Origin of the sequence: Scandinavium sp. NPDC088450, assembly GCF_044900545.1 — a bacterium.
In the GTDB taxonomy this organism is placed as follows: Bacteria; Pseudomonadota; Gammaproteobacteria; order Enterobacterales; family Enterobacteriaceae; genus Scandinavium.
This window is the reverse complement of sequence record NZ_JBJDNI010000001.1, coordinates 438,612-465,538: the sequence shown is the minus strand read 5'-3', so window position 1 is coordinate 465,538 and position 26,927 is coordinate 438,612. Positions and strand designations below refer to the sequence as shown.

At 53.0% G+C, this 26,927-nt stretch carries 23 protein-coding genes and 1 pseudogene; 14 read left to right on the top strand and 10 right to left on the bottom strand.

The features are described from left to right. Position 1 precedes the first annotated feature (1 nt). Complete coding sequence (locus ACI2I2_RS02140; protein WP_404656389.1) at positions 2-1,693, top strand: methyl-accepting chemotaxis protein; 1,692 nt, start codon at positions 2-4, stop codon at positions 1,691-1,693. A 46-nt stretch (positions 1,694-1,739) separates the two neighbouring features. On the opposite strand, the gene ACI2I2_RS02135 is transcribed toward ACI2I2_RS02140, so the two are convergent. Then, entirely contained in the window at positions 1,740-4,112 is a 2,373-nt protein-coding gene (locus ACI2I2_RS02135; RefSeq protein ID WP_404656388.1) for a glucose/quinate/shikimate family membrane-bound PQQ-dependent dehydrogenase, read from the bottom strand. 384 nt (positions 4,113-4,496) lie between these two features. Here ACI2I2_RS02135 and ACI2I2_RS02130 point away from each other — a divergent pair, with 384 nt between their 5' ends. Both ACI2I2_RS02130 and ACI2I2_RS02125 read left to right on the top strand, forming a co-directional pair. Next, positions 4,497-5,816, top strand: coding sequence for an MFS transporter (locus ACI2I2_RS02130; protein ID WP_404656387.1), 1,320 nt, complete (start codon positions 4,497-4,499; stop codon positions 5,814-5,816). A 91-nt stretch (positions 5,817-5,907) separates the two neighbouring features. Beyond that, the gene (locus ACI2I2_RS02125; protein WP_404656386.1) at positions 5,908-6,096 is read left to right on the top strand and encodes a YdiH family protein; all 189 of its coding nucleotides are present in this window, start codon (positions 5,908-5,910) and stop codon (positions 6,094-6,096) included. Positions 6,097-6,247: 151 nt separating this feature from the next. On the opposite strand, the gene uspE is transcribed toward ACI2I2_RS02125, so the two are convergent. From uspE to ogt, 3 genes are all read right to left on the bottom strand, one after another. Next, positions 6,248-7,198: a universal stress protein UspE gene (gene uspE / locus ACI2I2_RS02120; protein WP_404656385.1), complete on the bottom strand. Its 951-nt coding sequence runs from the start codon at positions 7,196-7,198 to the stop codon at positions 6,248-6,250. Between the two features lie 137 nt (positions 7,199-7,335). Then, complete coding sequence (fnr, locus tag ACI2I2_RS02115) at positions 7,336-8,088, bottom strand: fumarate/nitrate reduction transcriptional regulator Fnr (RefSeq protein WP_138097328.1); 753 nt, start codon at positions 8,086-8,088, stop codon at positions 7,336-7,338. Positions 8,089-8,282: 194 nt separating this feature from the next. After that, the gene (ogt, locus tag ACI2I2_RS02110) at positions 8,283-8,798 is read right to left on the bottom strand and encodes a methylated-DNA--[protein]-cysteine S-methyltransferase (protein ID WP_404656384.1); all 516 of its coding nucleotides are present in this window, start codon (positions 8,796-8,798) and stop codon (positions 8,283-8,285) included. 897 nt (positions 8,799-9,695) lie between these two features. On the opposite strand from ogt, the gene smrA reads away from it, so the two are divergent. Continuing rightward, on the top strand, positions 9,696-10,259 hold the full coding sequence (gene smrA, locus ACI2I2_RS02105) for a DNA endonuclease SmrA (protein ID WP_404656383.1): 564 nt from the start codon (positions 9,696-9,698) through the stop codon (positions 10,257-10,259). Here the strand turns inward: smrA and ACI2I2_RS02100 are convergent. After that, complete coding sequence (locus ACI2I2_RS02100; protein ID WP_404656382.1) at positions 10,256-11,062, bottom strand: IclR family transcriptional regulator C-terminal domain-containing protein; 807 nt, start codon at positions 11,060-11,062, stop codon at positions 10,256-10,258. The genes smrA and ACI2I2_RS02100 overlap by 4 nt on opposite strands. 157 nt (positions 11,063-11,219) lie before the next feature. On the opposite strand from ACI2I2_RS02100, the gene ACI2I2_RS02095 reads away from it, so the two are divergent. From ACI2I2_RS02095 to pcaC, 6 genes are read left to right on the top strand one after another with little or no spacing between them, the layout of a single operon-like run. Then, the gene (locus tag ACI2I2_RS02095) at positions 11,220-11,906 is read left to right on the top strand and encodes a 3-oxoacid CoA-transferase subunit A (protein WP_404656381.1); all 687 of its coding nucleotides are present in this window, start codon (positions 11,220-11,222) and stop codon (positions 11,904-11,906) included. Between the two features lie 10 nt (positions 11,907-11,916). Further along, a complete protein-coding gene (locus tag ACI2I2_RS02090; RefSeq protein WP_404656380.1) occupies positions 11,917-12,573 on the top strand; it encodes a 3-oxoacid CoA-transferase subunit B in 657 nt (218 codons plus the stop codon). A gap of 9 nt (positions 12,574-12,582) precedes the next feature. Further along, positions 12,583-13,785: a 3-oxoadipyl-CoA thiolase gene (gene pcaF, locus ACI2I2_RS02085; RefSeq protein WP_404656379.1), complete on the top strand. Its 1,203-nt coding sequence runs from the start codon at positions 12,583-12,585 to the stop codon at positions 13,783-13,785. A gap of 9 nt (positions 13,786-13,794) precedes the next feature. Next, positions 13,795-15,159: a 3-carboxy-cis,cis-muconate cycloisomerase gene (locus tag ACI2I2_RS02080; protein ID WP_404656378.1), complete on the top strand. Its 1,365-nt coding sequence runs from the start codon at positions 13,795-13,797 to the stop codon at positions 15,157-15,159. Further along, a complete protein-coding gene (pcaD, locus tag ACI2I2_RS02075; RefSeq protein ID WP_404656483.1) occupies positions 15,137-15,892 on the top strand; it encodes a 3-oxoadipate enol-lactonase in 756 nt (251 codons plus the stop codon). The genes ACI2I2_RS02080 and pcaD overlap by 23 nt, the downstream gene beginning before the upstream one ends. Further along, positions 15,893-16,273: a 4-carboxymuconolactone decarboxylase gene (gene pcaC / locus ACI2I2_RS02070; RefSeq protein WP_404656377.1), complete on the top strand. Its 381-nt coding sequence runs from the start codon at positions 15,893-15,895 to the stop codon at positions 16,271-16,273. A 94-nt stretch (positions 16,274-16,367) separates the two neighbouring features. Here pcaC and map read toward each other — a convergent pair whose 3' ends face one another. The 5 genes and pseudogenes from map to ACI2I2_RS02045 all read right to left on the bottom strand — a co-directional run bounded on the left by map (position 16,368) and on the right by ACI2I2_RS02045 (position 20,306). After that, complete coding sequence (gene map / locus ACI2I2_RS02065) at positions 16,368-17,147, bottom strand: type I methionyl aminopeptidase (RefSeq protein ID WP_404656376.1); 780 nt, start codon at positions 17,145-17,147, stop codon at positions 16,368-16,370. Beyond that, positions 17,128-17,346, bottom strand: coding sequence for a ParD-like family protein (locus ACI2I2_RS02060; protein WP_404656375.1), 219 nt, complete (start codon positions 17,344-17,346; stop codon positions 17,128-17,130). Before ACI2I2_RS02060 ends, map begins: the two co-directional genes overlap by 20 nt. 70 nt (positions 17,347-17,416) lie before the next feature. Next, positions 17,417-18,373, bottom strand: a pseudogene (umuC, locus tag ACI2I2_RS02055) (translesion error-prone DNA polymerase V subunit UmuC); the annotation flags it as partial. Between the two features lie 242 nt (positions 18,374-18,615). Then, the gene (locus ACI2I2_RS02050; RefSeq protein ID WP_404656374.1) at positions 18,616-19,884 is read right to left on the bottom strand and encodes a Y-family DNA polymerase; all 1,269 of its coding nucleotides are present in this window, start codon (positions 19,882-19,884) and stop codon (positions 18,616-18,618) included. 2 nt (positions 19,885-19,886) lie between these two features. Next, positions 19,887-20,306 carry a translesion error-prone DNA polymerase V autoproteolytic subunit gene (locus ACI2I2_RS02045; protein WP_404656373.1) on the bottom strand — a complete coding sequence of 140 codons (420 nt, stop codon included), beginning with the start codon at positions 20,304-20,306 and terminating at the stop codon, positions 19,887-19,889. Between the two features lie 685 nt (positions 20,307-20,991). On the opposite strand from ACI2I2_RS02045, the gene ACI2I2_RS02040 reads away from it, so the two are divergent. The 4 genes from ACI2I2_RS02040 to ACI2I2_RS02025 all read left to right on the top strand — a co-directional run bounded on the left by ACI2I2_RS02040 (position 20,992) and on the right by ACI2I2_RS02025 (position 26,835). After that, positions 20,992-22,100 (top strand): IS3 family transposase gene (locus tag ACI2I2_RS02040; protein WP_404656372.1). Its coding sequence is split into 2 segments (ribosomal slippage): positions 20,992-21,253 and positions 21,253-22,100, totalling 1,110 coding nucleotides; the frame shifts between segments, so codons are not numbered across the junction. An 861-nt stretch (positions 22,101-22,961) separates the two neighbouring features. Beyond that, positions 22,962-23,507 (top strand): fimbrial protein, encoded by a 546-nt coding sequence (locus tag ACI2I2_RS02035; RefSeq protein ID WP_404656371.1) that lies wholly within the window; start codon positions 22,962-22,964, stop codon positions 23,505-23,507. A 33-nt stretch (positions 23,508-23,540) separates the two neighbouring features. Next, positions 23,541-24,245, top strand: a complete 705-nt coding sequence (locus ACI2I2_RS02030; RefSeq protein WP_404656482.1) for a molecular chaperone — start codon at positions 23,541-23,543, stop codon at positions 24,243-24,245. Between the two features lie 46 nt (positions 24,246-24,291). Next, positions 24,292-26,835 (top strand): fimbria/pilus outer membrane usher protein, encoded by a 2,544-nt coding sequence (locus tag ACI2I2_RS02025; RefSeq protein ID WP_404656370.1) that lies wholly within the window; start codon positions 24,292-24,294, stop codon positions 26,833-26,835. Positions 26,836-26,927: the final 92 nt, after the last annotated feature.

The window sequence follows — 26,927 nt, the reverse complement described above, 5'->3', positions numbered from 1 at the left end:
CATGGAAAAATCAGCCGCAGGGCTTAAGCCGCAAACTGTCAGTTTCTTACATCACATTCGTCTGGTTCCGCTGTTCACCTCCATTCTTGGCGGTATCCTGCTGCTGTTCGCGTTAAGTTCAGGTCTTGCGGGCTACTTCCTGCTTCAGGCGGACAGGGATCAGCGCGACGTCACCAAAGAACTGGAAGTCCGTATGGGCCTTGCCAACAGTTCGAATCATCTTCGTACCGCGCGTATCAACATGATCCACGCCGGGGCCGCCAGCCGTATTGCCGAAATGGATGACATGAAGCGCAATATCGCCGAAGCCGAACAACGGATTAAAGAGTCTCAGGAAGGCTTTAAGCAGTACGTGAATCGCGACGTGAAAACGCCTGCCGATGAAGCACTGGATGGCGAAATCAATAAGCGCTTTACCGATTACGTCACCGGTTTGCAGCCGATGCTGAAATACGCCAAAAACGGCATGTTTGAGGCCATCATTAACCATGAAAACGAACATGCGCGTCAGCTGGATTCAGCTTATAACGATGTGCTGACCAAGGTTATTCAGATCCGTAGCGATCGCGCTCGTCATCTGACCGAAACCGCCCACAGCCGCACGCAAATGGGGTTAGTCTTTATGGTTGGCGCATTTGCCTTTGCGCTGGTCTTAACGCTGTTAACCTTCGTCGCCCTGCGCCGCACGGTAATTAATCCGCTGAAACGCGCCTTGCATCGCATCGAACAAATTGCCGATGGCGATTTAACTCTGGCCGACGAACCTACCGGGCGCAGTGAAATTGGCAAGCTGAGCTTCGATCTGCAAAAAATGCAGCACGCACTGGCGGAAACTGTCGGTACTGTGCGTCAGGGCACCGAAGAAATTTACCGTGGCACCAGCGAAATTTCAGCAGGTAACACTGATCTTTCTTCACGCACCGAACAGCAAGCAGCCGCCATCGAAGAAACGGCCGCCAGCATGGAACAGCTTACCGCGACGGTGAAACAGAACGCCGATAACGCGCATCATGCCAGCAAACTGGCAGAAGATGCCTCCGGCAAAGCGACGCGCGGAGGGCAGATTGTCTCTGGCGTGGTGTCTACCATGGGCAATATCTCCGCCAGCTCGAAGAAAATCTCTGAGATTACAGCGGTGATTAACAGCATCGCCTTCCAGACCAACATTCTGGCGCTGAACGCCGCAGTCGAAGCAGCGCGTGCAGGTGAACAAGGCCGTGGCTTTGCGGTGGTCGCCAGTGAAGTTCGCACCCTGGCAAGCCGTAGTGCTCAGGCAGCGAAAGAGATTGAAGGGCTGATCAGTGAATCCGTCACGCTGATTGAACGCGGCTCTGGCGAAGTGGTCGCGGCGGGCAGCACCATGAGTGAAATTGTCGATGCTGTAAAACGCGTCACCGACATCATGCTGGAAATTGCGGCGGCCTCCGACGAACAGAGCCGTGGTATTTTGCAGGTGAGCCAGGCGATCACAGAAATGGACAACGTCACCCAACAGAACGCCTCGCTGGTGGAAGAGGCTTCAGCCGCAGCCGGTTCGCTGGAAGAGCAGGCGGCCCGCCTGACAGAAGCGGTTGGGGCGTTTCGTGTGCTGAATAACAACAGCGTGATTCATCAACCGGAACCGCATACGGGTAAAGTGTTTGTGCCTCAGCGTCCAGCGCTGGCTTCAGGGGATAACTGGGAAACGTTCTGATCGGAACGCGTAAGGATGAAAAAGGGACCGAAAGGTCCCTTTGTTTTTACTGCTTATCAGGCAACGCATAAGCGATGATGTAATCGCCCCGGTCTGGCGACTGTCGTGCGCCGCCTGCGTTGATGATGATGTATTGCTTACCGGTTTTCGGTGACACATAGGTCATCGGGCCGGACTGACTTCCCACTGGCAGGCGAGATTTCCAGATTTCTTTGCCGTTCGCGGTATCGAACGCGCGCAGATAGAAATCCTGAGTGCCTGCAAAGAACAGCAAGCCAGACTGCGTGGAGAGCGACGCACCCAGCGTTGGCATCCCGATTGGGATTGGCATATGCATGCGGATACCCAATGGGCCAGTGTCTTCTACCGTGCCTACCGGAACCTGCCACACCAGCTTCCCTGATTTCAGATCAACGGCGGACATCGTTCCAAACGGCGGTTTCTGGCAAGGAATGCCCAGCGGTGACAGGAAGCGTTCGCGCATCGCACCAAATGGCGTACCGTCCATCGGCACGATACCCATCTCAATTCCGCTGGCGTTTTTGGCGACGTTTTCACGCGGAACCATATAGTTCGCCAGTCCCAGACGCATATCGTTGACGAACATCAGGCTGTTATTCGGGTCTACCGATACGCTGCCCCAGTTCATGCCACCCAACGATCCCGGGAATTGCAGGGAACGGTCGAGACCTGGCGGAGTGAAAATCCCCTGATGGCGCATCTCTTTAAACTGGATGCGGCACAGCAGCAGGTCAATCGGCGTTGCGCCCCACATATCAGACTCTTTCAGCGTCTGGTTGCCAATCATCGGCATTCCAACGGAATAAGGCTGAGTCGGGGAGTAACGCTCGCCCTTGATGTTCCCGGCCGGAACAGGACGCTCTTCAACTTTCGCGACTGGTTTACCCGTTTCGCGGTTGAGCATGAAAATCATGCCCTGTTTGGAGGTCTGCACCAGCACTGGCGTGGTGCCGCCTTTACCGTCAGGCAAGTCGTACAGCAGCGGCTGAGAAGGCAGATCGAAATCCCACAAATCGTGGTGAGTGGTCTGGAAATGCCAGCGAACCTGGCCGCTGGTGGCGTCTACGGCCACAATCGAAGAGCTGTATTTATCATCCAGCGCAGTACGTTCACCAGCGAAGAAATCTGGCGTGGCGTTGCCAGTTGGCAGATAAATCAAATTCAGCTTCGCGTCGTAAGACATCGCGGACCAGACGTTTGGCGTCCCACGGGTGTAGGTTGAGCCCGCTGGTGGCTCGCCCGTCAGTGCCGGATTACCCGGGTCCCAGGCCCATGCCAGTTTCCCGGTATGCACATCGTAAGCACGGACGACGCCAGGAGGCTCGCCGGTGGAGAAGTTATCTGCCACGCGCCCGCCAACCACCACGACGTTACCCGCGACCAGCGGGGTCGATGTTTGTTGGTAGTAACCCGGTTTGATATCACCCATGCCGATGCTGAGATCGACCACGCCGTTGTTGCCGAAATCTGCACACGGTTTACCGTTGTCAGCATCAATCGCAATCAGGCGTGCGTCAGTGGTGGGCAGGAACAGGCGGCGAGCGCACATCGCAGGTTGTGCCGAAGAGGCAGGTGCTACGGCTGTCTGGTTATCTTCGAAATACCCGAGCCCACGGCAACGCTGCCAGTTTGGCGCAGTGGCTTTCGAATCATAGCGCCATTTTTCTTTGCCGGAGTCGACATCCAGCGCCAGCACTTTGCTGTAAGGCGTGCAGACGAAGAGCGTATCGCCGACCTGGAGCGGGGTGTTCTGATCTTCCGCACCTGAGCCATTGCTCTGCGGAATATCGCCGGTGTGCGCGGTCCATGCGACCTGAAGCTGACTCACATTCTGCTTATTGATCTGATCCAGTGCCGCAAAACGATCGCCATGGGTGGTGTTCCCCCAATGCTCCCAGTTTTTCTGCGCTTCGCCCGGAGCGACGGGTTTCACCGGCACGGGTTCGTCGGCGCTGACCAGCGTTTGGGTGTGGAACATGCCGCCAGCGCTAACCAGCAACACCACGGCAATCACCGCAGCCAGGCTAAAAGCAGGGGCTTTACGCTTAGGTTGTGCCGAAAGGAAAGGCCAGACGAGGGCCGAAAGGAAAGCCAGCACGCCGAAAGTGAACAAGCGAGAAAACAGCGGCCAGAAATCCCATCCTGCATCGCTGATGGCCCAGATGATGGACGCCACAAAGGCGATGGCATACAGCAAGATCCCGCCACGACGGTTTCTGCTGATGAGCCAGGCGCTAATCAGCATCACAAGACCCATAATGGCGAAGTACCAACTGCCACCCACGCTGGCGAGTTTCACGCCCAGCCCGCCGACAGCCAGCCCGATGAGCGCCATCAATATCACTAAAAGCCACTTGAGGACTCCTGGGAATCCTTGTGGCGTACTGCCCGTTACCATGTCTGTCTCCTTAACGAGGCCTTTGTTCAAAATGAACCAGATGAATCATTTTTTCTGAGAAAGGCCAATGGAATGCGTTTTTTTAAGCTTGTAGTCGCTATAAAAGCACGCAATGAAAGATGGTGTGAACCATTTGGTTAATTGGCAGCATGATAGATCTGTTAAATTGCATTGCGCAATTGTTAATAAATAATTTCGCATTATTTGTTTACTCAATAGATGAACGTCGTATTCCTGCGACTGACGAAGGCTAAACTGTGATCGAGCGGGAGTAATTCAGTGTCGGCACGGATCGAGTTCACATTTTGCCGTATGAAAAGTGGGCGTAATGTCCTCAGCGTGATTAATACTATATCTATAATAGAAACACAGGAGAGGGCGACGATGAATAAGGCACAAACGCTGGAGAGCGTGTCGGCTCCGGCTGACATCCCTGTGGCGCGGAAGTTACGCAAAGTTTTGCTGGCAACTGGCGTAGGGCATTTCGTTGAGTGGTTTGACTTCGGCCTGTACGGCACTCTGGCGGCGATTATCGGTTTGCAGTTCTTTCATGCCGACAGCCCGGGTGTGGCGCTGCTTTCTTCATTCGCTGTCTTTGGCGCGGGTTTTATCATGCGCCCTCTGGGCGGGTTGTACTTTGGATCGCTCGGGGATCGGGTTGGACGGCAAAAAGTCCTGGCAACCGTCATCCTGCTGACCTCTGGCGCTACGTTCGTGATGGGGTTACTGCCAACGTATTCGCAAATTGGCGTCACGGCGACCGTGTTGCTGGTGATAACTCGTCTGGTTCAGGGTTTTGCTGCGGGCGGTGAAAGCTCCGGGGCGACCACTTATCTGGCGGAATATGCCCCCAATGACAAGCGCGGCTATTTTACCTGCTGGATAGATAACTTCGGCTTTATGGCGTTTGTCGCCGGATCAGGGCTGGTCTTTCTGCTAACGGCTTCACTTGGTGAAACGGCGATGAATGACTGGGGCTGGCGCATTCCGTTTCTCATTGCCGGGCCACTGGGTTGGGTGGGATTGTATCTTCGCCAGCATCTTGAAGATTCGCCGGAATACAAAGCGGCAGCGCAAAGCGGCAAAACGGAAAGTGCGCCTTTGCGTGCAGCCGTCACCAAAGCGTGGCCGGCATTATTGTTTTGCGTAGGATTTGTTGTCCTGAAGGCCGTGGGGCACTGGACGCTGCAAACTTTCATGCCCGGTTATCTTTCCACCGAACTGCATTTTTCGAAGCTAGATTCTTACGCGATAACCACGGCAGGGCTGTTTGGTATCGCCGTATTGGTGCCATTTATGGGCTATCTGTCCGATCGTTTTGGCCGTAAACCGCTGATGTTAGCTGGTTGTGCAGGTTTTATTCTTTTCAGCTACCCGGCGATGATGGTCATGGCACAGGGTAATTTTCTTTCCGCCGTGCTGGCCATGTTGTTATTGGGCTCCTTTATTGCCGCGTTCGATGGCGCCTGTAGCGCAGCGATGGCTGAACTGTTCCCCACCAGTGTGCGCTACGGCGGATTGTCCATCGCTTATAATTTTGCCGTCGCTTTCTTTGGCGGCATCACGCCGTGGTTCTCGGTATGGCTAATTGGCGCGACGGGCGACAAATTTTCACCGGCTTACTACGTGATGGGGGCGGCGCTGATCACCTTCCTGACCGTGCTGAAAGCAAAAGAGACCGCAGGCAAACCGTTACGGCGATAATGCTCATATTTACGTCAGTGTTGTTTTTGGTCAAAAAACAAACAGAGTTGGCTGCTATACTTATTGGGTTATCAACGTAAATGAGGATGCTATGGATACCGAGTTAACCCCTGCGCAGCTTGCCGTCGAATTTCTCCGCCGCGATGCGACCGCTTTAACACCCGCGCAATACCTGAAACGCGTTAAACAGTTAGAGCTGGAATTTGCCGATCTGATGGCGCTCTCCTCGCTGGAACTGAAAGAAGAGATCGACTACGCCTGGCGCATGGGTATCCACTGATCCTTGTAGCCTGCTAATGCCGGGTGGCGCCTGACGCCGGCCTACGGAGGGTATCGATCCTGTAGGCCTGGCAAGCGCAGCGCCGCCTGGCAATCAAGTAAAAAAAAGCCCGCCGGGCTTCCTCGGCGGGCTTTGTTGTTTTATACGCTAATCAATCGTCTTCTTCGTCGTCCAGCTCAACCGGCGTCTGGTACTGATCGGGTTTCAGCGCCAGCAGGTCGCAGCGCAGGTGGTCGATAACCTGTTCCGCAGTATTGCCGAGGAATGCCGCCGACAGCCCGGTGCGCCCCACAGTACCCAGCACCACAATCCCCGCTTGCAGATGTTCGGCGATATCCGGAATGACTTCTTCTGGCAGGCCTTTTTCCACATGGGTCATGTTTTCGCTGATGCTGTATTTCTGACGCAGCGCTTTCATCGCCAGCAGGTGCTGGCCGCGGATCGCGTCGTTGTACACGCTCGGGTCAAAATCAGGGAGCTCAATCGCAATGTTGATCGGAGTGACCGGATAAGCGCCAACCAGATGCACTTCGGTATGGTTGATTTGCTCTGCTAACTGGATGGTTTCACGAACCAGTTTATCGTTGAGGGCATTGTGATACTCCTCTTCGCTGGCAAGATTCACGGCCACTATCGCTTTGCCGCCTTCCGGCCACGGCTGGTCTTTGACCATCCATACCGGGCAAGGGCATTTACGCAGCAGATGCCAGTCAGTCGGGGTGAAAATCACGGCTTCCAGTTTGTCGTGCTGGTGGGCCATCTTCAGCAGCAAATCGTGCCCGCCGCTCATCACTTCCTGGATAATCGCTTCGAAAGGACGGTTATGCCACACGACTTTAATGTCAATCGGCACGCCCGCTTCAATGTAAAACTTGGCCTGTTCGCGGATCCACGCGGTCCGCTGGCTAATGACGCCCTGACGCATCGCAGTGCGTTCGTCAGGCGACAGAAGAGTGGTCATCTCGTAGGAAAAATCATAGATCGGCAAAAAGGCTTTAATCGATCCACCAATCCTTTGATGAAGGTAAACTGCGCGCCGCAATGCGGGTTGATCGTCCTGGTTAGGATCGATGGCTACCAGCATATTTTGATACTTTGCCATACAGGGTCTCCTTACAACTGTCACCACAGTCTGTAAATAAAAGATAACCCATCCGGAGTGATTGAAACAGGGGATAACCTTCGCCAGATCAATAAATCACAAAAATTTAGCGACCTGGCGGAAGGAAAGAGCAGGGGTCAGGCGACGTTGCGGGCCTGGCCTGCGAGAACAGACAGTGCATCGCTGTTTTCGATGGTGATGTATTTGCCTTTTACTGCCAGCATGCCGCTTTTCTGGAAACGACCCAGCAGACGGCTGATGGTTTCTACCGTCAGGCCGAGGTAGTTACCGATATCACCACGCGTCATGGTCAGACGGAATTCACGAGGCGAGAAACCGCGCTGTGCAAAACGGCGGGAGAGGTTATAGATAAACGCTGCCAGGCGCTCTTCCGCGTTTTTCTTCGACAGCAGCAGGATCATGTCCTGGTCGCCTTTAATTTCGCCGCTCATCAGACGCATCATCTGCTGACGCAGATTGGGCATCTTGCCGGAGAGGTCATCCAGCGTTTCGAACGGGATTTCACAGACCATGGAGGTTTCCAGCGCTTGCGCAAAGCTCGGGTGATGACCCGTGCCGATGGCATCAAAGCCGACTAAATCGCCCGCCAAATGGAAGCCGGTGATCTGCTCGTCGCCTTGTTCAGTGATGGTATAGCTCTTGATCGTACCGGAGCGAATGGCATACAGAGATTTCAGCTCATCGCCTGCTTTGAACAGGGTCTGGCCTTTCTGAATCGGCTTTTTACGCTCGATAATATTATCAAGCTGATCAAGCTCATGCTCATTCAGCGTGAACGGGATACAGAGCTGGCTGATGCTGCAATCCTGGCAGTGGATAGCACAACCGCCAGACTGAATGCGTCGTATAATTCGCTTTTCCGGGATCATAGATATGCTCGAGCTTTAATTGATATTGGTCAATTTTAACATCTTTTTGGTGAGCAAGTAAGTCTCGAAAACTCGAATCACGCAATATTAGCAAGGGAAATGAAGTATTACTCCTATCAGGCTGATATTGCACGATTAAATGAGGGATGCTTTGGGCGTAAAATTACCTAAAGTTTCTATTAAGGCACGGATCATCAAAGCAAAAGGTAGCCTTCGTGGCGCAGCAGCCACTCTTTTCGCTGCACGCCTCCGGCATAACCAGTCATGGTGCCATTGCTGCCGATAACACGGTGACAGGGAACCACCACGCTGACCGGATTCGAGCCATTTGCCGCGCCAACTGCACGGGCGGCACCTGGGCGACCAAGCAGTTGCGCAAGCTGACCGTAATGCATCACCTGTCCGCAAGGAATGGTGCGCAGTGCCTTCCAGACTTCACGCTGAAAAGGCGTGCCGCCGGTTTCACTCGGCAACGTATCAATCACGCTGAGATCGCCTTCAAAATAAGCTTTCATCTTGTCACTCAGGCCGTCTGGATTGCTCGCCGCGACGCGCTGATAACCTTCGCTGCGATAATGAAGCTCCAGCAATTGCACCATTCTGTCGCTGTGTTCTTCCCACTCGACGGCGCGCAGACGGAATTGTTCGTCGCACAGGAGCCACAAGGGGCCGAGTGGGGTGGTAATTTTGTCTTCCAGCAGTGTCAGCATTACGGTTCCTTTATTACAGTGGGAAGGCTGACAAGATATCACGCCACCGCTGTTCACTTAACCAGTATCTTGCTGGCTTGTTCGCGCTTTGCGTTGAGGGCGGGGCTGTTACAAAAGTGTAAAGTTAGAGCGACAAAAGTGGCGAGAATAATGGACTGATCGCCGAACAATAATTTTTAATTCTTACTGTTACCATCATTATTCCTGCTCTTTCAGTCGCGGCAGAGCATTTTCAATAATGAGTGCCAGGAAGCGGTGATGATATATTCTCGGGGTAAACCGCCGGATTAATAACGTGCTGCGGTTAATTATATTTTTAGTGAATATATTTCATATGAGTTATGTAATTAAGTTCACTGTCGCTTGCGTGGGGTCTGTTAACGGTGCGTCAGAGCCTTCAGGCTGTTGGTGTGAGCTGCAGTAGTCTTTGTTATGTTTTTCAAAGGCATTCATTAGAAAAGTTGCAGTGTTGAAAATGCTGAAAGGGAAAGAAACACGGGCAGAGTAATTATTTCAGTAGTGATTGTTTTTTGCGAATAAAAAAACAGGATCTGTCGACATCCGCCAGATCCCGCAGTATACACAGCAATATTTCCGTAACGTCGTCCCGCATTTTACTCCCCCATGCAGGTAATACAGTTATAGCGACTTTATAATTAATTACCAGCACTTTTAGGTGATAGATTTCACGAATTTTTAACATCACTGTTTCATGTTATCTGCCATTAATTTTAGTTAAGTGCCGGTTAACTCTTTTAATTCGCTGAAAGGTCAAAAAACAGGCAGTGATATATTCTTTCAGCAACCTGTTTTCTGGGAAGCCAAAACGCATTGAGCGCGAGGCAGGGCGCGGCTATAGTACGTTTTCAGTAGTCGCAGTAGCGGGAGGAGGTGAAGATGAACCCTGACGACAAATCGCTGTTTCTTGACGCCATGGAGGATGTCCAGCCCCTGAAACAGCCTGTTGATGTGCACTGGCAGCCCCATCGGAATAGCAAAGCGCCAAAGCAGATCGATACGCTGCAACTCGACAACTTCCTCACAACGGGGTTTCTCGATATCGTGCCGCTGGGCACGCCGCTGGAATATAAGCGGGAGGGCTTGCAAAACGGGGTGCTTGATAAGCTCCGGCTGGGCAAATACAGCCAGCAAGCGAGCCTGACGCTTCTTCGTCAGCCTGTTGAGCAGTGCCGTCAGATGCTGTTTGCCTTCATCCGTCAGGCGCACCAGGATGGGCTGCGTAATGTGCTGATCATTCATGGGAAGGGCAAAGCCGATAATTCCCACGCCAACATTGTCCGAAGCTATCTGGCGCGTTGGCTGACTGAATTTGAAGACGTGCAGGCGTTCTGTAGCGCGCTACCGCACCATGGCGGCAGCGGCGCTTGTTACGTGGCGCTGAAAAAATCGGAACAGGCCAAACTGGAAAACTGGGAACGCCACGCCAAACGCAGCCGCTAGCGCAGTAGTAGCGTCAGCTCTTTTGCCGCTTTTTGCAGTTCCGGCAGCACGCGCTCAATCATTTCCTGAGCCGACATCTGCCCGGCATGCACGCCAACGTTTAGCGCCGCAACATTATGCCCTTGTGGGTTAAACAGCGGCACAGCCAGTGAACGCAAGCCCATCTCCAGTTCCTGATCGTTAAGCGCGTAGCCTTGCTGACGCACGCGCTTCAGCTCCGTCCGCAGCTTGCTCACCGAATCCACCGTCTGCGGCGTATAACGAATCATCGTCACTCGCCCCAGCATATCGTTCAGTTTCTCTTCCGGTTGGTGGCTCAACAACACACGTCCCATTGATGTCGCCCAGGCAGGCAGACGACTGCCGATATCCAGATCGATAGTCATGATTCGCGAACTGGAGGCGCGGGCGATATAAAGAATATCGTCGCCATCGAGGGTCGCAATCGAGCAGGATTCATTCAGCATTTCGCTCAGATGTTTCAGCACCGGTTGCGCTGAACGGGCGAGCGGTGTCGAAGCCAGCCAGGCGTGACCCAGCGACAAAATGCGTGGGCGCAACTGAAAGTTTTTCCCGTCCTCCGCATACACAAACCCCAACTTACCCAGCGTATACAGGCAGCGACGTACAGCCGCGCGCGGGATACCGGTTTTCTGGCTGATTTGTGAAATCGACAAGACCGGGCGCTGCGGAGTGAACGCCTGAATCACTTCCAGCCCTCGTGCAAGCGAAGCCATAAAGTTGGGATCGCCCTTAAACGGATCGCTCTCTCCGTTCAGGAGATCGTCGGGATGTTTGGTCATGTTTTTGCCTCCGATCACAGTTTGAAAGCAAAGATACAGGATGTTCGATAATCGCACCATATTTCGATTATCGCCCTTGACCGACATCGTTAAGCGGGTCACATTTTGTGCGAACAACGCATAAAAGTGCGATAACCGCACAACAAGGAGCGACCTGATGATCGACAAAAGCGTCCCGACGCTGGAACGGGCCATCGCCGGGATACCCGACGGCGCCACCATCATGATTGGCGGCTTTGGCCCGGCTGGACAACCCACTTTTCTGATTGATGCCCTGATTGCTCAGGGTGCGCGCGACCTCACCATCATCAATAACAATGCAGGCAACGGCGAAGTGGGGCTGGCGGCGCTGCTGAAAGCCGGGCGGGTGCGCAAAATGATTTGCTCGTTCCCGCGTCAGGTGGATTCGCAGATTTTTGACGACCTTTATCGTCGTGGAAAAGTGGAGCTGGAACTGGTGCCGCAAGGCAATCTGGCGGCGCGTATTCAGGCTGCGGGTTCAGGGCTTGGGGCGGTCTTTACGCCGACGGGTTACGGCACGCCGCTGGCAGAAGGGAAAGAAACGCGTGAAATCGACGGTCGCCACTATGTGCTGGAATACCCGATTCATGCCGACTATGCGCTGATCAAAGCGCACCAGGCTGACCGCTGGGGCAATCTGGTGTATCGCAAAGCGGCGCGTAACTTTGGCCCGATTATGGCGACCGCCGCGAAAACCACCATCGCAGAAGTCTCGGACATCGTGCCGCTTGGCGGCCTTGACCCGGAAAATGTGGTCACGCCGGGGATTTTCGTCCAGCGCGTGTTTTCGCTGTCGAACCTGAATGCCGCGCAAAGCGCCTGAGGAGAAAATCATGCAAAAACTGACTCGTGACGACATGGCAAAACGCGTGGCGCAGGACATTCCCGAAGGCGCGTACGTGAATCTGGGCATCGGCCTGCCGACCCGCATCGCGAACTATCTGCCTGCCGACAAAGAAATTTTCCTGCACAGCGAAAACGGCCTGCTGGGCATGGGGCCCAAACCGCAGCCGGGAGAAGAAGATCCCGAACTGATTAACGCCGGAAAAGAGTATGTGACGTTGCTGGAAGGCGGCTGCTTTTTCCATCACGGTGATTCATTCACCATGATGCGTGGCGGTCATCTTGATATCTGCGTGCTGGGCGCGTACCAGGTTTCTGCCCGCGGCGACCTGGCGAACTGGAGCACGGGTGCGCCAGATGCGATCCCGGCGGTAGGCGGGGCGATGGATTTAGCGATTGGTGCCCGCCAGGTGTTCGTGATGATGGACCATTTAACCCGCGACGGTGAATGCAAACTGGTGGATCACTGCACTTACCCGCTCACCGGCGTGGGCTGCGTAAGCCGTATCTATACCGACCTGGCAGTTATCGACATCACGCCAAACGGCCCGGTCGTGCGGGAAATGTTCAACGGTCTCTCTTTTGAAGAGTTACAGCGTATCACTCCGGTGAAGCTGACCTTCAACCAACTGGCGGAAAGCGCATAAGGAATTATGATGAATCAGGCATTTATCTGCGATGCGGTGCGCACACCGTTCGGTCGGTTCGGTGGTACGCTTTCCGGTGTTCGTGCCGATGATTTAGCGGCGCTGCCGCTGAAAGCGCTGCTGGAGCGTAACCCAGGTCTTGATCCGGCGCGCATCGACGATGTGATTTACGGCTGTGCTAATCAGGCGGGCGAAGATAACCGCAACGTGGCTCGCATGGCGCTGTTGCTGGCAGGATTGCCGGACACCGTGCCGGGCAGCACCGTCAACCGTTTGTGCGGTTCAAGTCTTGATGCTATCGGCATCGCGGCACGAGCGATTAAAAGCGGCGAGACACAGTTGATGATTGCAGGCGGCGTTGAAAGCATGTCGCGCGCGCCTTTCGTGATGGGCAAGGCGGAAAGCGCATTTAGCCGCAGCATGAAAATGGAAGACACCACCATCGGCTGGCGTTTTATCAACCCACTGATGAAAGCGCTGTATGGTGTTGATTCAATGCCTGAAACGGCGGAAAACGTGGCCGAGGAATTTGGCATTTCCCGTGCCGACCAGGATGCGTTTGCCCTTCGCAGCCAGCAGCGTACCGCTGTAGCGCAGGAGAAAGGGCTGTTTGACGATGAACTTATCGCCGTCAGTGTTCCGCAGCGCAAAGGGGAAGCCCTGGCTTTCACCCGAGATGAACATCCTCGCAATACGTCGCTGGAAGCCCTGACTAAACTGAAAGGGGTTGTGCGCGCAGACGGCAGCGTCACGGCCGGAAATGCCTCCGGCGTGAACGATGGCGCGTGTGCGTTGCTGTTAGCCAGCGAGCAGGCGTTAATCTCAAATGATTTGCAGCCACTGGCGCGTGTTGTCGGGGTTGCCACGGCAGGCGTTGCGCCTCGCATTATGGGGTTTGGTCCGTCGCCTGCGGTGCGCAAAGTGTTAGCGCAAACCGGGCTGACGCTGGATCAGATGGACGTGATTGAACTGAATGAAGCCTTTGCGGCGCAGGCGCTGGCCGTCACGCGTTCACTGGGGTTGCCGGATAACGCGGCGCATGTGAATCCTAATGGCGGGGCGATCGCCCTGGGGCATCCGCTTGGCGCTTCAGGTGGCCGGTTGGCGATGACAGCGGCTTATCAACTCAAACGCACGGGCGGACGCTATGCGCTCTGTACTATGTGTATCGGCGTGGGTCAGGGGATCGCGTTGATTATTGAACGAGTCTAAGGAGCCTGGATGGATCTCTTAACGCCGTTGCTGCGCGAGAGCGCACTGACGGCTATTTTCAGCGACGAGCAAACCGTGCAGAGAATGCTCGATTTTGAAGCTGCGCTAGCGCGTGCTCAGGCCCGGTGTGACATTATCCCGGCAGCCTCAGTGACGGCCATTGAGCAAGCCTGCAAAGTGCAAAATATCAATCTACCTGCGTTAGCAGAAAGCGCCGCGAACGCAGGGAATCTGGCTATTCCACTGGTCAAACAGCTCACCGCCAAGGTCAAAGAACAAGACCCTCAGGCAGCAAAATATGTTCACTGGGGAGCCACCAGCCAGGATGTTATCGACACTGGTTTTGTGCTGCAACTACGCGAGGCGCTGGATCAAACCGATGAACTTTTGACCCGATTGCTATCTGCGCTGGCAGCACAGACAGCGCTACATGGCGATACGGTGATGCCGGGTCGCACCTGGATGCAACACGCGCTGCCAGTGACTTTCGGACTGAAACTGGCGGGCACGCTGGACGCCTTATTGCGCTGGCAGGTGCGTCTGCATGAACTGCGTGCGCGAGTGCTGGTTCTACAATTTGGCGGTGCGGCAGGAACGCTGGCTTCGTTACATGAACAGGGTCCGGACGTTGCGCAACAACTGGCGCACGAATTGAATCTGACGCAGGCGGATACGCCCTGGCACAGTCAGCGCGACCGGTTGCTGGAAGCAGGGCACTGGTATGCGGGTGTGAGCGCCACGCTGGGCAAATTCGCCAATGATTTCTCGCTGCTAATGCAAACGGAAGTTGCCGAAGTCAGCGAACCTGTTGCGGCAGGGCGCGGTGGCTCATCGGCAATGCCGCACAAACGCAATCCTGTGAGCTGCGCGGCGATCCTGACCGCCGTTCAGCGTATGCCTGGACTGATGGCAACGCTGTATTCCAGCCAGATCCAACAACACGAAAGGGCGCTGGGCGGCTGGCAGGCCGAATGGGAAGTGTTGCCGGAATTGCTGACGTTAGCAGGTGGTGTGCTGACCCAAAGCGAATACCTGATCCGTGGTATGCAGGTGGACAGCCAGAAAATGCGGGCAGACCTCGATATCACTCACGGCCTTATTATGGCGGAAGCGGTCACTCTGGCGCTGGCCGACTCGCTCGGCAAACAGGACGCGCATCATCTGGTCGAAACGCTCTGTCATCAGGCGCTGGATCAGAAGCGTCCACTGCTCGAATTATTGGAAAACGAACCACGCGTAAGTACCCATTTCACCTCAAACGAACTCAAGACGTTGCTGGACCCTTCACGGGCCACCGGCAGCGCCACTCACTTTGTGCGTCAGGTTCTGACGCGCTATAAGGAGCAAAATCCTGATGCTTCACTATCAGCTTGATGGCCCAGAAGATGCGCCGGTGCTGGTGCTTTCAAACTCCATGGGCACCACGCTCTCACTGTGGGAGCCACAGCTTAAGGCGCTGACGCCGCACTTTCGCGTGCTGCGTTACGACATGCACGGTCACGGACAAACCCGTAAACGTGGCAAAGTGACGCTCGCCCAATTGGGTGAAGACGTGATTGCGCTGCTCGATCACCTGAATATCGACAAAGCCTGTTTTTGCGGGATTTCAGTCGGTGGTCTGATTGGTCTGTGGCTGGCGCGTTTTGCCCCGGAGCGATTTTACGGTTTGGTGGTGGCGAACACCGCCGCACGAATTGGCGACCAGGCAAGCTGGCTTTCACGCGCACGAGCCGTGCGTCAGGAAGGCATGGGTGTTGTTGCCGCCGGAACAGCCGATCGCTGGTTTACACACAGCTTCCGTCAACATTACCCGGAAGTCGTTGAACCGCTGGTGCATCAACTCGCGCAGATGGACCCGGAAGGGTATGCGGAAGGTTGTGAAGCGTTGGCCGGAGCAGACCTGCGTACTGAAGTGAGCGCGATTACAGCGCCGGTGATGATTATCGCCGGGGAACACGATCCGGTGACAACTGTTGCCGACGCCGATTTTCTGCATCAGCAAATTGCTGGCAGCCAGCGCGTGACGCTGTCAGCCTCACACCTTTCCAATGTAGAAGCCGCAGACGCGTTTACCGCCGCGGTGCTGACTTATTTTCGGGGGCAGTAAATGAACGACGAGGACCGTTATCAGCAAGGTATGGCGGTGCGCCGCAAAGTGCTGGGCGATGCGCACGTCGATCGCACGTTAGATAATTTATCGCCGCTCAATGAAGAATTTCAAAACTTCATTACCCGCTACGCGTGGGGCGAAACCTGGACCCGCCCTGGGCTGGATCACCACACTCGCAGCCTGATAACCATCTCAATGCTGATAGCTTTGAACCGTGAAGCAGAACTGAAAATGCACCTGCGTGCAGCGTTCAATAATGGCGTCACGCGTGATGAACTCAAAGAGCTGATCATGCATTCGGCGCTGTATTGCGGGCTGCCTGCCGCTAACGCCACGCTGCATCTGGCGCAGCAGGTTTTTGACGAGATGGATGCGTGACATCGCCTTTTTGCCCGGCGGCGCGAGCTTGCCGGGCCTACATGACCCGGTTTTGTAGGCCTGCGCAAGCGTAGCGCCGCCAGGCAACCCAATGTTAAGCGGGGATCGTTTCCCCTTCACGTAACGTCAGCACTTCAAAACCGTCGGCGGTGACGGCAATGGTGTGTTCCCACTGCGCCGACAATTTTTTGTCGCGAGTGACTACCGTCCAGCCGTCTTTTTTGGTTTTGATTTTGCTGTCGCCCTGATTGACCATCGGCTCAATCGTGAACACCATGCCTTCGCGCAGCACTTCACCCACGCCGGGTTTGCCGTAATGGAGGATCTGCGGTTCTTCGTGCATCTCGGTGCCTATTCCGTGTCCGCAATATTCCCGTACCACGCTGTAGCCATTGCTCTCGACATAAGACTGAATGGCATGGCCGATATCGCCCAGCGTTGCGCCGGGTTTCACCGCTTTAATGCCTTTCCACATCGCTTCATAGGTTTTTTTCACCAACCGGCGAGCCAATGGCGAGACGTCGCCAATCAGGTACATTTTGCTGGAATCCGCAATCAGACCGTTTTTTTCCAGCGTGATGTCAACGTTCACTATCGCGCCGCTACGCAGATGCTCAGTCTCTTTGGGAATGCCGTGACAAACCACCTCATTCACCGACGTATTCAGCACATACGGGAAGTCATATTGCCCTTTGCTGGCGGGGCGAGATTGCAGCGTATTAACGATAAAATCTTCCGCCAGGTTATTGATTTCCATGGTGGTAATGCCCGGCTGAATTTTCTCATCCAGCATCGCAAACACCGAGGCCAGCAGCTCTCCGGCGTGACGCTGGCGAGCGAGTTCGTCTGCGGTTTTAATTTGAATTGATGGCATTGATTACCTCCAGTAAGCGGTCAGATCCTGATTTCAGCATCATCATTTTGATTTGGTGGTAGTTCAGCTCCGGATAAAGCTCGCTCATCATGCCGAGGCGGACCCAGTACTCAGCCTGCGCGTTGACCGAACGCGACATCGCTTTGCTGGCATCACGAATGTCCTCGTGCAGCAGGTCGGAGATTTTGACAATACCCATGACGATATACTCTGTATATGAAACATATATAAATCGTATATGTTTCGCCGTGTGATGTCACGTGGCGGCTTTAGTCAATCGTGCGGGGAACATCGCTCAGCCGGGTGGTCCATGCGGGGGAAAGCATCGAGCGTTTCATGGTCCAGCCCGGGGAAATGCCCTGGCTGACAAACCACAATTTATTGCCTTTTTTGTTTTGCTTATCGATAACGTCCATCAATTGTTCGCTGTTGGCTCGCGGGGCAAAGTCGTCGAACAAATTGAGCTGGGCCACGCCCTGGCTGTAAAAATCCCCCAGCATCACACCGGCTTTCTGATAACGCGGCCCTTGTTTCCAGATAGCGTTGAGACAATGGGTGGCTGCGGTAATGATATCCCGGGTGTCTTGCGTGGGCGTCAGCAGGCGAATGCCGCTGCTGTTGCTGTAATAAGGTTCGTGTTCATCGTGAGGGCTGCTTTTAATAAAAGCGGACACATAGCGGCAGAACTGATGTTCCAGACGCATTTTTTCGGCAGCACGCGCCGCCCAGGTGCAGATCCCTTCACGCACTTCGAGATAATCGCTGGTGCGTTTGCCAAACGAGCGAGAGCTGATAATTTCCTGTTTTGCCGGAGGATACTCTTCAAACTCCAGACAAGATTCGCCGCGCAGTTCGCGTACTGTGCGCTCCAGCACCACGCTGAAGTTTTTGCGAATAAACCACAGGTCGCAGTCCGCCAGTTTTAGCGCGTTATCCACGCCCATCGCCGTTAATCTTTTGCTCAGCCGCCGCCCGACACCCCAGACTTCATCCACCGGGACGTGTTCCATCAATTTACGCTGGCGAACGGGCGAGGAGAGATCAACCACGCCTTTGGTACCGGGATATTTCTTGGCCGCATAGTTCGCCAGCTTGGCCAGCGTTTTGGTGGGGGCAATGCCGACACCGACCGTCAGCAACGTGCGATTGAAGATCAGTTCGCGGATCTCACGCCCGGTTTTTTCCAGTTCGCGAAAACCCGTTAAATCGACAAACGCTTCATCAACTTAAAGGAAAGATTGCTATTTATGGACATTAAATATTTTCATAAAAATCATTCAATTAAATTGTGATGCAATGTCCATAGCTTTTACCCATTTTAGAAGCCTCAACAGACTCCAATGTCCATGCCCCAGTTGGCTATTTAGCTTTCTTTTTAACGCATCTAGTAAACTAACCGTATTTATCTGGTACACATGCGCGCATAGTTGATAATGTGAAATTAAGGGTTCAAAGATTGACGAGCCATTCATCTGACAGTCAGCAAATCGGAATAACGCGTCGTATACCGCGGTGAAAGCATGTCGCGCTTCATTTGCCACTGCTGCTGTATGCCCTGTCCGGCAAAATACAACGTCCCTCGACCTTCTTTAGCATTGAGGTGATCCAGCACCTCCATCAACCGGCCGCTGTTTTGACGCGGCGCACTGTCGTCGAACAGATTGAGCTGTGCGACTCCCTGGCTGAAAAAATCCCCCAGCATCACGCCTGCTTTCTGATATCGGTGACCCTCTTTCCAGATGGCATCAAGGCAGCGTGTGGCTGCGCCGATAATATCCCGACTGTCCTGTGTCGGAGTCAGAAGCTTTATCGAGGAACAGTTGCCGTAATAGGGTTCGTTCAGTGCGAAAGGCGACGTTTTGACGAACGATGACACAAAACGGCAATACTGATGCTCGCCCCTCAACTTCTCAGCAGCTCTAGTGGCATAACTGCAGATCGCCTGACGCATTTCTTCGTAATCAGTAATACGACCACCGAAAGAGCGGGAGCAGACAATCTCCTGTTTCACCGGAGCAAACTCCTCTAACTCCAGACATGGTTCGCCATTAAGCTCACGAACAGTCCTTTCCAGCACCACATTGAAGTGCTTTCTGATAAAACGGATGTCGGTATCAGCCAACTGTAATACGGTTTTGATCCCCATCGCCTCCAGTTTCCTGGAAATGCGGCGCCCAATGCCCCATACGTCTTCAACAGGTAGCGCAGCCATCAATTTCCTCTGACGTTCCAGGTTTGACAGATCCACTACGCCCCCCGTCTGCCGCTGCCATTTCTTGGCGGCGTGATTCGCCAGTTTAGCCAGCGTCTTTGTCTGGGCTATGCCTACACCAACGGTAAGATGCGTGCGCTGTAAGACAGTAGAGCGGATTTCACGCCCAAACTCTGTCAGGTCACGACAGTTCCGCACGCCTGTCAGATCGCAAAAGGCCTCATCGATGCTATAAATTTCGCAGCGAGGTGACATTTCTTCCAGGGTCGTCATCACCCTGTCGGACATGTCCGCATAGAGCTCGTAGTTGCTGCTGAAGCAGACTACACCGTGACGCCGGAACAATTCTTTCTGCTTAAAATACGGTTCGCCCATCTTAATGCCAATTTTTTTTGCCTCTGCCGAACGTGCAATCACACAGCCATCGTTGTTCGAGAGACACGCAATCGGCCGCCCCTTCAGGTCCGGGCGAAATACTGTTTCGCAAGATGCGTAGAATGAATTCACATCACATAGTGCAAACATGTTCAGCTCGCAGACTTCACGATGTAAGTCACCACCCCGAAGATCTCCAGATTCTCCTCACAGCCAATCATTATTGGCCGATAGGAAGGGTTGTCTGGTTTGAGCATCACGATGGGGTGTAGCTGAAGCCGTTTAACAGTGAACTCCCCATCGACTGCAGCAATGACAATATCTCCGTGACTGGGTTTGCGGGAACTGTCTACCACCAATAGGTCGCCCTCTCCGATCCCTGCATCACGCATTGAGTCGCCAGAGGACTTAACAAAATACGTCGCGCTAGGATGCTGCACCATCAGTGCATTCAGGTCGATGCGTTGCTCGACATAATCCTGCGCAGGGCTCGGAAATCCACAAGGAACCAAATCCGCAAAGAGAGGTAAAGCCACAATCTGACGCAATTCAGTGGGCGTGAAAAACTGCATAATTATCACCGATGTAAATTTGAAAAGGTAAAACCGATACCACTGGCGGCTTATCAAACCCAGCACGGTTATCAGGTGGGTAACATGCTGGTATCCGTCCTGCAGGAGCAACCGCTCACAGAAAAGCCATTTTGTGCCTCAATGACTTCAACTTGCTGACTTATCCCGCATTTGTGTAGACCGATTGCTACATGGTAGATTCCCTACCAAGGTGTAACTGTTTTTATATACAGTATTATTCATTGACAGCCATGGTCAAGATCAAAAAGTAAGGATCCCGGCAACACCATGAGCATGCACAGGATTTATTATGCAGACGATGGTTCGAGTCAGCATTCCTTGCCAGTTCACGGCCAAAGACATGGGTTAGTGGACATGGAATGTGGGCTGAAGGGTATGGATACAGATTGAAGCGGCACACTGAATTTGGCCACCTGATACGAGCAGCCATCATCTCTCGTGGAGGTGATTTAAAGATGAAAATAAAAAAAGAGCCCATAAAATCATGGACTCTTCTTCAGAAGTCTCTTTATTCTGTTCTGCTCTAATTGAGCAGAACAGTTGAAGAAATCCCTATGCCTAGACGGATCAAACCATAGCCTCTCATGACCCTGACCCGAAATCCTGAGCCAGCCAGAAACAGAATTCCGGCATGATCTACACTCCCTGAACGGAGGTGGTGCCGATGAAAAAATCACGATTCACCGAAGAGCAGATTGTTTTTGCCCTGAAGCAGGCCGAACTGGGTACGCCGGTACCTGAGGTCTGCCGTAAGCTGGGGATTTCTGATGCCACGTTTTATACGTGGCGCAAGAAATACGGCGGGATTTCGCCCTCTGAGCTGAAGCACATGCGCCAGCTTGAGGAAGAGAACCTCAGGCTGAAGAAGCTGGTTGCCGATCTGAGCCTCGACAAAGCCATGCTGCAGGATGTGCTGGCAAAAAAGAACTGACGCTGGCACGCCTGCGTGAATGGGTCCGGGACCTGCAGGCCCGCTACGGGGCCAGCGAGAGGCAGGTTTGTTTTGCTCTGCGGGTCAGTCGCAGTTCGTTTCGCTATCGTTCTGTGGCCGCCGACGACAGCGCACTGCGATTGCGCATCCGTGAAATCACCGAAACCCGGGTCCACTATGGTTACCGCAGAGTTCACGTCATGCTCAGGCGGGAGGGCTGGCGGGATAATCATAAACGCATTTACCGGCTCTACAGCGAACAGGGCCTGTCCCTGCGCCTTAAACGTCCACGCCGGAATAAATCGGCACAGCGGCGACAGCCCCAGTCTCAGGGGCTGTATCCGAATCATGTCCGGGGTATGGACTTTGTCTCTGATGCCTTATTTGACGGGCGTCGGTTGCGCCTGCTGACAGTCATTGACCTCTACACGCGCGAATGTCTGGGAATTTGCGTGGGCCAGAATCTGCGATCAACAGAGGTCGCAGAGATGCTGAACACCATTGCACTCAGACGCCCCTTACCCCAGTTGCTGAAAACCGATAACGGCGCTGAATTTGCAGGGAAAATGCTGGATAAGTGGGTGTATGAACGAGGGATCCGTATAGACTTCTCACGACCGGGAACACCGACGGACAATGCCACAGTGGAGTCGTTCAATGGCAGGCTTCGACAGGAATGTCTGAACGAGAACTGGTTCATGTCCCTGGAGGATGCGCGGTGCAAAATCGAGGCCTGGCGCATACACTATAACCAGAAGCGTCCCCATTCTGCTCTGGGCTGGATGACGCCATCTGAATTCGCCGAGAAATCTGCCGGTTGCCAGAATATGCAGCCAACATGAGGCCGGCTATTCCTGATTATGACTGGAGCATATTCGGGGTCAGGGTCAATCTGATTTATTCAACAAAGTTACTCTCACCCTATGTCAGGAAAATTATCAATGAAAAATTGGCTTTGGTTCGCAGCATTACTGAGCCAGGATTTCGGCATGAATAAAATGGCCTCATCTGTCCTTTTCTCTCTCCAGCTAAAATTCTAATGGTTATCTCAAAAACATGCCGTCGTTGTGATTTCCGATTTTTTAAATACAAATATCAGTAAGTTTGTGGTTAATGACGTTTAATTGATGAGTTTGATTCGATATGTGAGCGTAATGTGGCGAATTACGTGTTTAGCTGTGGTGTTGATATCACTATGAAAAATATGATTTTTTTTGGGTGGCATACATTTTATTAATTTGTTGATTTTAGTTAGGCTCTAATTTTGAATGTAATTAGAAAAGTTAATTAACTTATTGTTTTGTCAGAGCTTTTATTTGTCGCGCCTATCGTGTTATACGCGGGGATGTTATTTTTTTAAACCGTAATCATTATCATTTATTGGTGTTTTGTTCCTTTTTTGTTTGGTTTTTTGGTTTTTTGTTTCTTTTTTTTGATTGTTTTTGATATTGTATATTGAAATGGTTGTTTTCTAAGTATTCCAAAAGTGTTTTTTTGTATTTAAACGAGACTTTTGATTGGGGCGTTATTTTTGTGTAAGGTCTTACTTCATGGATAGACAAATTTAGGTCATTTGAATTTGACTATTCATTCAGGCTTCATTTGCACTAATGTGCATGACTGATGATAGAGATATCACGCTATTCTCTCTCGAGAATAGCGGTGGTCGTCATCCTCAATTAACTTGTAAACGGGACTTACAGATGAAAAAAATTATTACTTCTTCTGCACTTCTGGCTGTTATTTCGGCCGCTACGATGAGCGCACAGGCTGCTTCTACTGGTACTATCAATTTTAATGGAGAGCTGACAGCGACAACTTGTGATGCAGATGTTGATGGCCAGGGCCCAGACGCGACTGTGGTTTTGCCTACTGTCGGCACCAACCAGCTGACCGCACAGGGACAGACAGCTGGCCGTACCGGTTTCGTTATCGGCCTGAGCAACTGTGCTGGTACGCTGCAAACGGCTTCCGCATTTTTTGAATCAGGCTCATCCGTTGATTTGTCGACCGGACACCTGAAAAACATGACGGGTGATGCCACCAACGTTAGCTTGCAGCTGAGCGAAGAAGGCAGCAACGAGCAGGTCATCCAGGCGGGTAATTCCAACCAGACCGCAAACGCAACTTATTACGACACATCTTCCGGCTCTGCTGAACTGCCGTATGCCGTCGAGTATTTCGCCGACGGTGCAACCACTGCCGGTACCGTTGTAAGTGATGTTGTGTACTCCATTCAGTACAAATAATCCGCTCAGGAGGAGTCTGGCTCCTCCTGTTTTATTGGAGGAACATCAGTGTATCGCACATTGCTTTCTGTATGCGCATCATTATTAATTTGCACCACTGCGAATGCCAGCATTGTAATTACTGGTACACGTGTGGTTTATCCGGCTGGAGACAAGGAAGTCAGTGTAAAAATAAGCAATAAGGGTAGGTCGCCGGTGTTAATTCAGAGTTGGTTAGATAATGGTGATACCAAAGCCAAACCTGATCAGATTAAACTTCCCTTTGTTTTAACACCACCTATTAACCGTGTTGAACCAGACAGGGGACAAACCCTACGTATTCGGGCTCTGCCTAATAATTTACCCGAAAATAAAGAATCAGTTTTCTGGTTAAATGTACTGGAAATCCCTGCAAAGCCCAAAGACGAACTTAAAGATACGAACAACTACCTTCAGGTGGCCTTCCGTAGCCGCATTAAGTTCTTTTATCGACCAGCGGGGTTGAAGGGTAGTCCCAAAGCAGCGGCAACGGACCTGCAGTGGTCCCGCGTGGGCTCCAGTCTGCATGTGAAAAACGATTCGCCTTATCACATCTCACTGGTGGATGTGTATGTCAACGGCAAGAAAGCCGACGGAAAAATGCTTGCACCGTTTGCTGAAGATAATTATGCCCTGACAGTGTCAGCAGGCAGCAAAGTAAAAGCAGAATATGTCAATGATTACGGTGCCGTTATTCCATTGGATATCACCGTACAGTAATCGCTCGAGACGATTATTAAACTCCGGATGAGGATAATAAAACGCCATGAATAAAAGTAAAGTGAATGATAACGCTTACCCGTTATTTTCAATGAAATTATCCCCTTTGGCGATTGCATTATTTTGTCTGGGTGCTCAGGCGCAGTCTGCGGAGCATCATCCTGCTGCACTGGCGAAAAATGTGGAATTCAGTTCTTCCTTTTTACAACTTGAAAATCCGATGGCCGTTGACCTCAGCCGCTATGCAAACGGCGCCAGTATCGCTCCTGGCGTCTATAACACCACGGTTTATGTCAATGGTAATGCCATCGGAAATTTGGATGTGGACCTGCGTGAGCGTAAAGATAAGACTCTCTATCCTTGTATGAGTGAAACGCTGTTGCGCCAGATCCCTTTCCGTTACGACCATTTGCCAGCACACTTCTTTGAGCAGGCTGGTCAGTGTGGCGACCTGACGCAGATGCTTCCGGAAGCGGTGACGCAGTACGACAGTAATGAGTTGCGTCTCAATATTCAGCTGCCGCAACTGTATGTGTCGGACAATGCGCATGGTTCGGTGAGCCCGGAACTCTGGGACAGCGGCATTCCGGTCGCCATTCTGGGGTATAACCTGAACGGCTATCAGAATACGTCTCAGGGATATGACAGCCAATCTTTGTATGCCGGCATCAATGCTGGTGTGAATCTGGGAGCCTGGTATTTTCGCCACAACGGAAGTTATAACTGGGACAATCGCGGACAAAAAAAATACGAATCCATTAACACCTATTTGCAGCGTGATATCACGTCGATGAGGGCTCGTGCGTTGGTTGGCCAGGCCAATACCCGTGGTGATGTGTTTGACACACTCCCATTTACGGGCGTTGAGCTCGCCACCGACGAACGCATGTTGCCAGAATCCCAGCGTGGCTATGCGCCGGAAATCCGTGGGATTGCGCGAACGAATGCGAAGGTCACGGTTCGTCAGGGTGGGACGGTTATCTACCAGACGAGCGTCCCTCCGGGGGCTTTCCTGATTGACGATCTTTATCCGACAGGTTACGGCGGCGACCTGATGGTGACCGTCGAGGAAGCGGATGGCACTCGTCAGTCGTTCGCTGTGCCTTATGCTTCGGTCGTGGAGCAGTTGCGTCCGGGGGCCACACGCTATGAAATTGTGGGCGGTAAACTTCGCAATGATTATCTCGCTGATGATGTTGCGCTCTACCAGGGTACGGTTCGTCATGGGATCACCAACTGGTTGACCGGCTATGGTGGCCTGCAGGCCAGCCAGAATTATTACGCTATTCTTGGCGGTGCGGCTGTAGGGACGAGTATTGGCGCCTTCTCCTTTGATATTACTCAGGCACGAATGCACCTGCCGCATACGCCAGAAGTGACGAGCCCGGGGCAGAGCTATCGCCTGAGCTACAGTGAGACAGTGGACAGCAGCAGCCTGTCTGTGGCCGCATACCGTTTCTCTTCCAACGGCTACATGGATTTTCTGACCGCCCAGCAGACGTTGAATGCTCTGCACCACGGGGGCAATGCGGACAGCATCTGGCGCTCCCGCGAGCGATTCAGTCTGACGGCTAGCCAGGGGTTACCAGGGGCATGGGGCCAGGTTTACGTCAGCGGCTCGGTGCAGGATTACTGGAATAAATCCGGCTCCGACAAACAATATCAATTCGGTTACAACAACAGTTATGGATCGGTCAGCTACGGGATTTCTGCTGGCAGGAGCTACAACCTGAACGGCACAGAGGACACCTATCTGCTGACCCTGAGCGTCCCACTTGGGCGTTCTGACAGCACTTATCGTCCGCAGCTTTCTATGCAGCTGGCACATGATTCGAGCGGACATACTGCTGAACAGGCTACGGTCTCAGGCACAGGAGGCTATGAGCAGCAGTTTAGCTATAGCGCGACAGCGATGAACAGCAATCAGGGCGTAGGGACCTCGGGAGCGGTGAGTGGACAATACCGCGCGCCTTATACCAATCTGAGCGCCGGTTGGAGCGGCGGGCGTAATTATCATAGCGAGTCCCTTGGCGCTAACGGTACCCTGGTTGTACACAGCGGCGGCGTAACGCTGACCCCCTATAACTCAGATACCTTCGCCCTGATTGAAGCCAAAGGAGCGACAGGCGCTTCTGTTTCAGGTTACCCAGGCGTTCACATCGATCGATTTGGCTATGCGCTGGTCCCTTATCTCGATCCCTATCAGTTGAACGACATCACTCTGGATCCGAAGGGGGCCAGCGATGACGTAGAAATGGTCAGTACAGAGAAGAAAGTGGCTCCGTATTTTGGTGCGGTAGTGAAAGTGAAATACGGCACTAAGACGGGAACGCCGGTGCTGGTCAATGCCACGCTTAAAAGTGAGCCTGTGCCGTTTGGTGCTGAAGTGCTGGATGAACAGGGTCAGAGTGTGGGAAGCGCAGGCCAGGGGGGGCAGGTCTATGCCAGAGTACAAAACACGATGGGCGTTCTAACTGTGCGTTGGGGAAAGCGCCCAGAAGAGTCGTGCCACATCCACTATCATCTGATGCCTGTGGCTTATGAGCAGAAAGGCAGCAGGATACAGACCTTCAACTCCGTGTGTGAATAACCTGGTGAGCTTTGACGAATCAGCTTGCTTTGCTGGCTGGCAAGAAGAGGAAGATGGCGATGAATAAAGCGGCGGAAAGTGTGAAAACCAGA

Bases quoted from the DNA above. Each gene is read 5' to 3' on its own strand.
- map (WP_404656376.1), bottom strand. From the start codon at position 17,147: ATGCCATCAATTCAAATTAAAACCGCAGACGAACTCGCTCGCCAGCGT.
- ACI2I2_RS02060 (WP_404656375.1), bottom strand. From the start codon at position 17,346: ATGGGTATTGTCAAAATCTCCGACCTGCTGCACGAGGACATTCGTGAT.
- ACI2I2_RS02090 (WP_404656380.1), top strand. From the start codon at position 11,917: ATGCAAAAACTGACTCGTGACGACATGGCAAAACGCGTGGCGCAGGAC.
- ACI2I2_RS02135 (WP_404656388.1), bottom strand. From the start codon at position 4,112: ATGGTAACGGGCAGTACGCCACAAGGATTCCCAGGAGTCCTCAAGTGG.
- ACI2I2_RS02025 (WP_404656370.1), top strand. From the start codon at position 24,292: ATGAATAAAAGTAAAGTGAATGATAACGCTTACCCGTTATTTTCAATG.
- ACI2I2_RS02080 (WP_404656378.1), top strand. From the start codon at position 13,795: ATGGATCTCTTAACGCCGTTGCTGCGCGAGAGCGCACTGACGGCTATT.
- ogt (WP_404656384.1), bottom strand. From the start codon at position 8,798: ATGCTGACACTGCTGGAAGACAAAATTACCACCCCACTCGGCCCCTTG.
- uspE (WP_404656385.1), bottom strand. From the start codon at position 7,198: ATGGCAAAGTATCAAAATATGCTGGTAGCCATCGATCCTAACCAGGAC.
- ACI2I2_RS02050 (WP_404656374.1), bottom strand. From the start codon at position 19,884: ATGTTTGCACTATGTGATGTGAATTCATTCTACGCATCTTGCGAAACA.
- pcaF (WP_404656379.1), top strand. From the start codon at position 12,583: ATGAATCAGGCATTTATCTGCGATGCGGTGCGCACACCGTTCGGTCGG.
- ACI2I2_RS02045 (WP_404656373.1), bottom strand. From the start codon at position 20,306: ATGCAGTTTTTCACGCCCACTGAATTGCGTCAGATTGTGGCTTTACCT.
- ACI2I2_RS02130 (WP_404656387.1), top strand. From the start codon at position 4,497: ATGAATAAGGCACAAACGCTGGAGAGCGTGTCGGCTCCGGCTGACATC.
- ACI2I2_RS02140 (WP_404656389.1), top strand. From the start codon at position 2: ATGGAAAAATCAGCCGCAGGGCTTAAGCCGCAAACTGTCAGTTTCTTA.
- fnr (WP_138097328.1), bottom strand. From the start codon at position 8,088: ATGATCCCGGAAAAGCGAATTATACGACGCATTCAGTCTGGCGGTTGT.
- ACI2I2_RS02035 (WP_404656371.1), top strand. From the start codon at position 22,962: ATGAAAAAAATTATTACTTCTTCTGCACTTCTGGCTGTTATTTCGGCC.
- ACI2I2_RS02125 (WP_404656386.1), top strand. From the start codon at position 5,908: ATGGATACCGAGTTAACCCCTGCGCAGCTTGCCGTCGAATTTCTCCGC.
- pcaC (WP_404656377.1), top strand. From the start codon at position 15,893: ATGAACGACGAGGACCGTTATCAGCAAGGTATGGCGGTGCGCCGCAAA.
- smrA (WP_404656383.1), top strand. From the start codon at position 9,696: ATGAACCCTGACGACAAATCGCTGTTTCTTGACGCCATGGAGGATGTC.
- ACI2I2_RS02095 (WP_404656381.1), top strand. From the start codon at position 11,220: ATGATCGACAAAAGCGTCCCGACGCTGGAACGGGCCATCGCCGGGATA.
- ACI2I2_RS02100 (WP_404656382.1), bottom strand. From the start codon at position 11,062: ATGACCAAACATCCCGACGATCTCCTGAACGGAGAGAGCGATCCGTTT.